Source organism: Aquiflexum sp. (assembly GCF_041749095.1).
GTDB lineage: Bacteria > Bacteroidota > Bacteroidia > Cytophagales > Cyclobacteriaceae > Aquiflexum.
The window spans coordinates 1-8,369 of record NZ_JBGTCA010000599.1; the positions used below are offsets into that span (position 1 = coordinate 1).

At 40.4% G+C, this 8,369-nt stretch carries 7 protein-coding genes and 2 pseudogenes; 3 read left to right on the top strand and 6 right to left on the bottom strand.

Annotation, left to right across the window (positions count from 1 at the left end; genetic code table 11):
- The 5 genes and pseudogenes from ACEW8O_RS26770 to ACEW8O_RS26790 all read right to left on the bottom strand — a co-directional run.
- Positions 1-905, bottom strand: a 905-nt coding sequence (locus ACEW8O_RS26770; protein ID WP_373497696.1) for a hypothetical protein, incomplete at its 3' end; no start/stop codon positions are given.
- A 251-nt stretch (positions 906-1,156) separates the two neighbouring features.
- Positions 1,157-2,053 carry an ORF6N domain-containing protein gene (locus ACEW8O_RS26775; protein ID WP_373497697.1) on the bottom strand — a complete coding sequence of 299 codons (897 nt, stop codon included), beginning with the start codon at positions 2,051-2,053 and terminating at the stop codon, positions 1,157-1,159.
- A pseudogene (locus ACEW8O_RS26780) lies at positions 2,054-2,440 on the bottom strand (ORF6N domain-containing protein); the annotation flags it as partial.
- A 345-nt stretch (positions 2,441-2,785) separates the two neighbouring features.
- Positions 2,786-3,328: pseudogene (locus ACEW8O_RS26785) on the bottom strand (chemotaxis protein CheB); the annotation flags it as partial.
- A gap of 213 nt (positions 3,329-3,541) precedes the next feature.
- Entirely contained in the window at positions 3,542-4,102 is a 561-nt protein-coding gene (locus ACEW8O_RS26790) for a DUF2911 domain-containing protein (RefSeq protein ID WP_373497698.1), read from the bottom strand.
- Between the two features lie 111 nt (positions 4,103-4,213).
- On the opposite strand from ACEW8O_RS26790, the gene ACEW8O_RS26795 reads away from it, so the two are divergent.
- Positions 4,214-4,609, top strand: coding sequence for a hypothetical protein (locus ACEW8O_RS26795; RefSeq protein ID WP_373497699.1), 396 nt, complete (start codon positions 4,214-4,216; stop codon positions 4,607-4,609).
- 350 nt (positions 4,610-4,959) lie between these two features.
- On the opposite strand, the gene ACEW8O_RS26800 is transcribed toward ACEW8O_RS26795, so the two are convergent.
- Complete coding sequence (locus tag ACEW8O_RS26800) at positions 4,960-5,520, bottom strand: DUF2911 domain-containing protein (protein WP_373497700.1); 561 nt, start codon at positions 5,518-5,520, stop codon at positions 4,960-4,962.
- 240 nt (positions 5,521-5,760) lie between these two features.
- Here ACEW8O_RS26800 and ACEW8O_RS26805 point away from each other — a divergent pair, with 240 nt between their 5' ends.
- Both ACEW8O_RS26805 and ACEW8O_RS26810 read left to right on the top strand, forming a co-directional pair.
- On the top strand, positions 5,761-6,708 hold the full coding sequence (locus ACEW8O_RS26805; protein ID WP_373497701.1) for a nitrilase family protein: 948 nt from the start codon (positions 5,761-5,763) through the stop codon (positions 6,706-6,708).
- 190 nt (positions 6,709-6,898) lie between these two features.
- Positions 6,899-8,191 (top strand): serine hydrolase domain-containing protein, encoded by a 1,293-nt coding sequence (locus tag ACEW8O_RS26810; RefSeq protein WP_373497702.1) that lies wholly within the window; start codon positions 6,899-6,901, stop codon positions 8,189-8,191.
- Positions 8,192-8,369 lie beyond the last annotated feature (178 nt).

Consider the following 8,369-nt stretch of genomic DNA (forward strand, 5'->3'; position numbering starts at 1 on the left):
TGAAAATTGGCTAGATATGTTTCATCTAAAGAAGGGTCAATTCCAGACAATATTGTATTAATGACATCTGTTTGAGCAAACGGGCAAATCGCTCCGTTGTTTTCATTTGAAATAGAAGCGCATTGATCACCATTAATATAATACCTAAGCCTATTGTCAATTACCATTGAAATGTTGATGGAAATTAATTGGGGATAAATTTCTTGTTCACCAAACCCACTGAAAATTAAACCTGTAAAATTTGATAAGTCTTCTTTAGCTATCAATATATAATAAACCACTTCTTTGATTTTCACCAATAGCTCTGAACTGATATTGATCTCATTATAAATAAAACGTTCTTGGTTGATTTCTGCAAAAATCGAATTGGAATATGTTTGGAACATTTCAAAAGTGTAATCATCAAATTCATTACACTTCTCGTACTCTCCTTTCCAACGTTGTAATAATTTTTCCAATTGGGTATTTACCAAATCCAAAAAGAGGTTTCTACTCTCATCATCTGGTTTTTCAATTATCCTATGATTGTCTTTAAGTATTTCTTGTATAACTGAATTAATAACATCAAGCGCAAACCCTTTTAAATAAACTAACTGCATCTCAGAATCAGTATAAAAGTTTTTACCTCTTATGAATTCGATGAAATTTGATTGATATTCTTTTAATGATGAAAAGCTTGTTTTTCCAAGTTGCTTACGGTACACATTGATGATGGTTTCCCAAGGTGTGGCCATAAATGAAGCTGAATTGTAAATCATTATTCCTATTGGATGCACATTGGACAATGAAAAAACTTTATTTGCCTTATTCAAAATCTTTCTTCCATTCGTGCCTCCAATGGTGACTGCACTATCTGCTGCAAGAGCCACTGCCTGTTTGTTTAATATACCTACTACTGCTGTCATATTGTAGAATCTCTAGATGAATTTATGTAACCATCCCCTTCCTCCAACTCCTTACCGTTGCGGATATTCCCCTTTTACCCCTCACAATATCCCAAAATATCCTTTACCATACTATCCCCTGTTCAGGGTATTTTTACTTGAATTTAGTTGATTTAAGAAGGATTTGAGACTTTACTCCTTGGAAAATTGGATTTACAGACATTGGATTTAAAAGAATGTGTTGATTTTGGTACCAAAAGGCTGCAACGCTTTCATTTCACATTCTTCAATTGATTCAGTAATAAGGCTGTCATGCTATCCATGCGTGAAAAGGCAAACCATGGTTCGACTTCGCTCACCACATGCTTCTTTCCCAAGTCTTTTAAGGATGCACCTATATGATACAAATCGCTTTGGCCTATCAGCAAAAAGCGGTCGTGGCTTTGGGCAAAGGTTTTTACCTGTATTTCGGGATATTGTGCATGGTGCTTCTCCAAGTCGAGTTGCAGGGTTTTGGATATGTTCTTGGTATAGATAGTGGCGGTCACGTCTTTTTGGCGTTTGCTCAGCAGGGTGAGCACACTTTCATCTATATAATTGTCTATCAAAATAATTTCTTTTTTGGCTTTTTTGACCAAATCGGCTACAAAAGCATAAGCGTCAAAGACCTGCCCATCAAAGAAAATCCCTTTGTCAGGTTTGGGTTGCCCTGCTTCCAAAGCCTTAAATATCTGATTAAACTTTTCATCGCTTTGCAATTGCTTTAGCTCCAATTGGTCGATTCGTTGGAATACGGAGGCGTTTTGAAGCAAGAATTTGCGCATTGCAACGAAAGTTCGCATGATGATTACATTGACCTCCGCAGCTTTGTTACTTTTCAACACACCTGAAACCGCTGATACACCTTGTTCTGTAAAAACATAGGGAAGATGTCCTCCTAGACTTTGCTTGGAAGGTATCGCATTTTGCGATACCATGTATTCCATTTCTTGCTCTGTAAGTTGAAAAACAAAATCAGAGGGAAAGCGCTTTGGATTTCTTTTTACCTGTTCCATCAATCGAATGGGCTTCACCTCATAAAATTCAGCCAGGTTCTTGTCTAGCATTACCTGAACTCCCCGAATGGTAAAGATTTTTCGCTCTATGTGCTGTTGGCTAACCAGTTCCATTTACTGAATTAATTTGCTCAGATTATGAGAAATCGTATTACTCAATTCTATTGCTTCCGCATTAAACTCATCCAACCCGCTTTGTATTTCCGGCAAGCGAGCTTTGTCGATGTGTTGGAATACAGAGGCATTCTGAAGCAAGATTTTGCGCATAGTGACAAATGCCTGCATGATTTGGATACTGATTTCAATAGCCTGGTCACTTTTTAATATTGATGATAGCATAGATACACCCTGCTCTGTGAAAACATAGGGTAAGGTTCTTCTTTTTGCGGTCGCAATTTGCGACTGCAAATTGGTTGGATCTGTTGCGGTCGCAATTTGCGACTGCAAATTATCCCGCTCACTTTGTGATAGTTGGAACATAAAACTCTTTGGAAATCGCTTTAGGGTATTTTTACTGGAATTTGGTTGATCAAAGAAGGATTTGAGACTTTATACCTCTTAAAAGAGAAATTCAAAGACATGGGCTTTAAATGAATGTGTTGGTTTTGATTAAAAAAATAATCCCTTTGGATCAGCTCCGGTTATCAGTTGTCGCATCCTAAACACCCAAGCCAATTATTTTTTAAGGTGTGCTTCAAATTCAGTTGGGGTCAATATTTTTGCCGTTTTAAAGGGATTGTGTTCCAATAAGTCCTTATCCCCTGTTACCAAAAAAAAAGCTTTTGAAAAGTTTTCCGTAAAGCGGGGTAGTTTCCCGATTTAAATAAATGGCAACCTTCTACTTGGTTAATCTTCCGCTTCGTTGGCATGCGCAATTCTTACAATTTCCTGGGCAATTTCCTCAGGAGATAGAATATAATCTATACACCCGCTTGCTATTGCACTCTTTGGCATGTCCTGCTGTACGGCAGTGTCGGGTTTCTGTGCGATGGTGATGCCCCCGACTTCCTTTATCCCGCACAGCGCATCTGCCCCATCGCCATCATAGCCTGAGACAATGACAGCTATAAGTTTGCCGTCCCAATGCTGCGTAAGGGATCGCAGAAAAACCCTAATAACGTCGGGCCATCCCCTAGGTTTTGATATGGGCTTTAAGCGGAACTCATCATCCTGTACATGCAAATCACGCTGTTCAGGAATAATGAAAACATGGTTAGGCTGAACGTCAAGTCTTTCTGTGATGAGTTCAACGGACATCTTTGTATAACGTGGGAGAATCTCATGGAGCAAGGTGGCTACAGTTCTCAAATGATTAACGATGACGATAGCAACACCCATATCCGCTGGCATATTCTGCAGTAAACGTATATAAGCATCTAGACCACCCGCCGAACCGCCTACTCAAACGACAGGAAAGTTTTTTGCAGCACTCTTAGGTTTTTTAATTTTCATGGCTTTAAAATAAAATCACTTCAAAGTTGGCAGAACCCAACTTAATTGACAGTCCAATTCATAGTCTCCTCATTTCGCCATTGTGAGTGTCTCCTTCATTCAAAATACCCCCCAAACATAAGTATACTAAGCTAAATCAAAAACCCTTCTTTACATCTCCCGCTTCCGGGCAATCGGAATAGCCAACTGAACATCACTCCATTCAAAATACAACATGGCGCCATTGGCCGGACCTTCTTCTATGCGTGTTGTAAATTGTTCTACCGGCTCATCCAGTCGGGTAACAGGTACTTCTGTAATGAATAAGTCTTTTCTGCTATCCGGCTCCATTGCTCCCCATTCTCCCAATTCTGAGTTTACACCAATACGGAATGTATTGGGACCGGGTATGGCATACAGTCTATATGTTCCTGCCTGTAAAGGCACCCCGTTAAAAATAACATCTTGATTAATAGTCATTTCTGTGGCTTCGTTTGCTCCCAAACGCCAATACACACCATAGGGCTGTAGTGCTCCATCGGCCTCATCGCCAAAAATTATACGTTCTCTAACAGATGGGCGGCTGTAATTGATTTCGACATGCAGGTTATTTACCCTTAGCTCAGCAATACCGGGAGGGCTTAATGTACGGTTGCGGTAATTCTTATGAACAAATGCCAAGACGATCACCAAAACCAATATCCCTAAACTAATTAGAACCTTTTTCAGCATGACGATTTCGTGTTTTTGTTAAGGAGAAAAGTAAGGATTATTTGTTGAGTTTACTAGGATTTAGCAGTTTGTATTTATATTTACATAAATGTAAATCAATCCTCAAAGATTATGGCAGAGTATTTATTTCAAGGTGATTATAAGAGCAAAGCTGATGAAGTAAAGGTTAATTTGTTCCTTATCCATTTCAAGGATGAGAACAATGTTCATTTTATTTATTCTCCGCATTTGGATTTGACAGGCTATGGGGAGAATTTGAATGATGCTAAGAAATCATTTGAAATTGTCTTTGAAGATTTCCTTGATTATACAATTAGAAAGAAAACATTAGGGAAATTATTGACGGAATTAGGCTGGGAGTTAAAAGGAACTTTGAAGAAACCAAAGAAAATACTGGCACCCAGTATCACTTCTGTGATAAGTCAAAATGAATATGTTTCGGAAATATTTGATAAATACCCAGTCAATACTTTTCATCAAGAAGTCGGAATACCAGCATTCGCATAATTTCCATTCCAATGTCGACTAAAAAATTATCGAACATACCTCTATAGGATTTCCGAAATTTTTTAATAAGCCAAGGATTAAATTTAATAAAAGACACAAAAGGCAGGGGAGGTCATGAAAAATGGTCCAAATCAGGAATGGACAGACCGATTACAATCCAAACGCATATCGATCCAGTACCTGAATTTATTGTAAAGCAAGTCCTCCGCCATCTAGGGATGGACAGAAATGATTTTTTCAAAGCAATGTCAAAACTCTAATTATTCCGAACATTTGTGCGCCAATGTGAATGTCTCCACCCACATACCACCTCCCAAACCTAGGCAGAACTTCCTCAAAAATCCCTTCCTCTACATATCCGGTTTCCTCGCTATCGGGATAGCCAACTGAACATCGCTCCATTCAAAATACACCGTGGCACCATCAGCAGGACCTTCTTCAATCCTTGCAGTAAATTGCTCTACAGGTGTATCAAGTCGGGTGACGGGTACTTCGGTGGTGAATAAATCATTGTTGCTATCCGGTTCCCATGCCCCCCATTTTCCTGTTTCAGAGCTTACGCCAATGCGAAATGTGTTTGCCCCCGGTATGGCATAGAGCCGATATGTTCCGGCCTGTAAAGGCATACCGTTAAAAATAACCTCTTGGTTGATGGTGATTTCCGTGGCTTCGTTTGCTCCCAATCGCCAATAGCTACCATAAGGCTGTATAGCGCCATCAGCCTCTGTTCCAAAAATCACCCTGTCCCTGACAGATGGGCGACTGTAGTTGATTTCCACCTTTAGGTCATTAACCTCTAACTCAGCTTTGCCCGGAGGACTTAATGTTCGGCTGCGGTAATTCATCCAGGCAAATACCAAGATGACTACCAAAACAATAACCCCTAATCCAATGAGAACCTTTTTTAACATGATGATTTCGAGTTTTTCTTAAGGAGAAAAGTAAGAATTATTAGTTTGGTTTACAAGATTTTCACAATTGAATTCATTCTTCCTTTTCTTCCGCCGATGTGAGTACCTCCACTCACATCCCCTACCAAACGCATGTCGGCCTGTGATTTAAGGTGATGTACAATATGGGATTTTAACCATTGAACTCATTCTTCCTTTTCTTACTCCCTCCAAATGAATATCTTGGATAAAAAAAAACCCATGGAACCTATCAAAGTTGCTACCGCCCAGTTTGAGAATAAAAGCGGGGATAAGAATTACAATCTTTCCGTGATAGAAAAGTTGGCAGGAAATGCTGCTGCGGAAGGATCTCAGGTAATCGCGTTTCACGAATGCTCGATTACAGGTTATTCGTTTGCCAGAAAACTTTCCCGTAGTGAATTGCTGGGAATTTCAGAATCCATACCTGACGGAGAAAGCATCCAAAGATTGATAGAAATCTCAAAGAAGTATGATATCGTTATTCTCGCCGGATTGTTTGAAAAAGATGGGACAGACAATATTTATAAAGCTTATGTATGTGTCGGCAAGGAAGGCCTGATAGCCAAATACCGAAAACTCCATCCATTCATCAACCCACATATTCTTCCCGGTAACCAATATTGCATTTTTGAGCTTTTTGGATGGAAATGTGGGATTTTGATTTGTTATGACAACAACATCATAGAGAATGTCAGAGCTACAAAACTTCTTGGTGCGGACATCATTTTTATGCCCCATGTGACCATGTGTACCCCCTCCAGCAGACCAGGGGCAGGTTTTGTTGATCCCAAACTTTGGGAAAACAGACATCAGGACCCCACTTCCCTTCGTTTGGAGTTTGACGGGATGAAAGGAAGAGACTGGTTGATGAAATGGCTTCCATCCCGTGCTTATGACAACGCTGTTTATGCTATATTTTCCAACCCGATAGGTATGGATGACGATCAGCTCAAAAACGGTTGCTCCATGATAATCGATCCTTTCGGGGATATTTTGGCGGAATGCAGGAGTTTTGAAGATTCATTTGTTACCACAGAACTGTTTCCTTACAAACTTGATGATGCCGGGGGAAGCAGATACATAAAAGCCAGAAGACCTGAACTGTACAGGGATATCATAGGAAAACCCCACCAATCAGAACAGAAAGTCGCTTGGTTGAAAAAATAGGTCTACCTGATTATTTATAAATTTAATTTTATTTTTGCCAATTTGCGCCAATTTGAGTGTCTCACTCACATCCCCCTTTCCACTTACTCAGCCCGCCATTGTCGCTTATCAATATTTTGGGATGGAAAAGACAAAATTTTTATTTAGCTTTCTGATAGAAATTATTTTTAACCATTCTCCCAAAACAAAAATGATCCGAGCCTCATTTACCTTCATCTTGTTTTTTCTGATAAACCTAACATTCGCCCAGAGCCCTTCCCAAAAAAAATCCCCTGCCCTTTCAGAGGCTAATCCACAAAGCGTAGGCATCTCCGCGGACAGACTGAAAAAACTCGATGCCATGTTGGAGGAATCGGTTAAATCGGGAGAAAATCCCGGCTTGGTGGCCTTGATTGTGCGAAATGGCAAAGTGGTATACCACACGGCCAAAGGAAAAGCCGATGTGGAAAGCGGCAAGGATATGTCAAAGGACGCCATCTTCAGAATCGCTTCCCAGACCAAAGCCATCACTTCTACTGCAGTCATGATGCTATGGGAGGAAGGAAAATTCAGATTGGACGATCCGATTTCCAAATATATCCCCGAATTCAAAAACCCGAAGGTGCTCCAAAATTTCCAATATGGTGACACCACCTATACCACTGTTCCTGCCAAACGGGAGATCAGCATCAGACATTTACTTACCCATAGTGCAGGAATCGGATACGGAGGGATTGACAGGGACGAGCGGATGAAAATGATTTACCAAAAGGCCGGAATAGTAGAAGCCTTCGATACTGAGGGAATGGACAATGAGCGTAACATCAGGGAATTGGCCAAATTGCCACTTCATCAAGATCCCGGTGAAAGTTTTATCTATTCCATGAGTATAGATGTGTTGGGCTATTTGGTGGAAATAGTATCAGGGATGACTTTGGACAGCTTTTTTCAGGAAAGGATTTTCAAACCATTAGGAATGGGTGATACCTATTTTTACTTACCGGACAATAAAACTTCCCGAATGACAGCACTTCACCTCCGTCAAGAAGGTTCTTGGGTCAAATCCCCTTCCAATATAGGTTGGCCGGCCAACTTTCCCATTTCAGGTGCTAAAACCCATTATTCCGGGGGAGGAGGACTGAGCAGCACTGCAATGGACTATGCAAAGTTTTTACAGATGTACCTCAATGGAGGGGAATATAACGGAATCCGGATTTTGAGCAGGAAGACCATAGAAACCATGATGGGAAACCAAATGGTCGAATTGGATCCCACCGAAGGGAAATACCATGGACTGGGATTTGCCGTTAGTACCGATAAGACAGCCGCCAAAGGGGGCATAGGAAGTCCCGGCACCTTTGAATGGGGCGGAGCTTTCAACACCCAATACTTTGCCGATCCAAAAGAAAATATTATCGGAATCATCATGAAACAGACTTTTGGCAGTTCAGAATCAACAGGCTGGAAATTCAGACAAATGGTCTATTCCCTTTTAGATGTTTAAAAGAAAATTATTGTCAACATATCTCATAAAATAAAAATGAACCGAGCCTCTTTTACCTTATTTCTGTTTTTTCTTATAAACCTAACATTCGCCCAATCAGCTTCCCAAAAAAAATCACTTCCCCTTTCCGAAGCCACACCTCAAAGCGTGGGCATTTCTCCTGAGAGGTTGAAGAAAC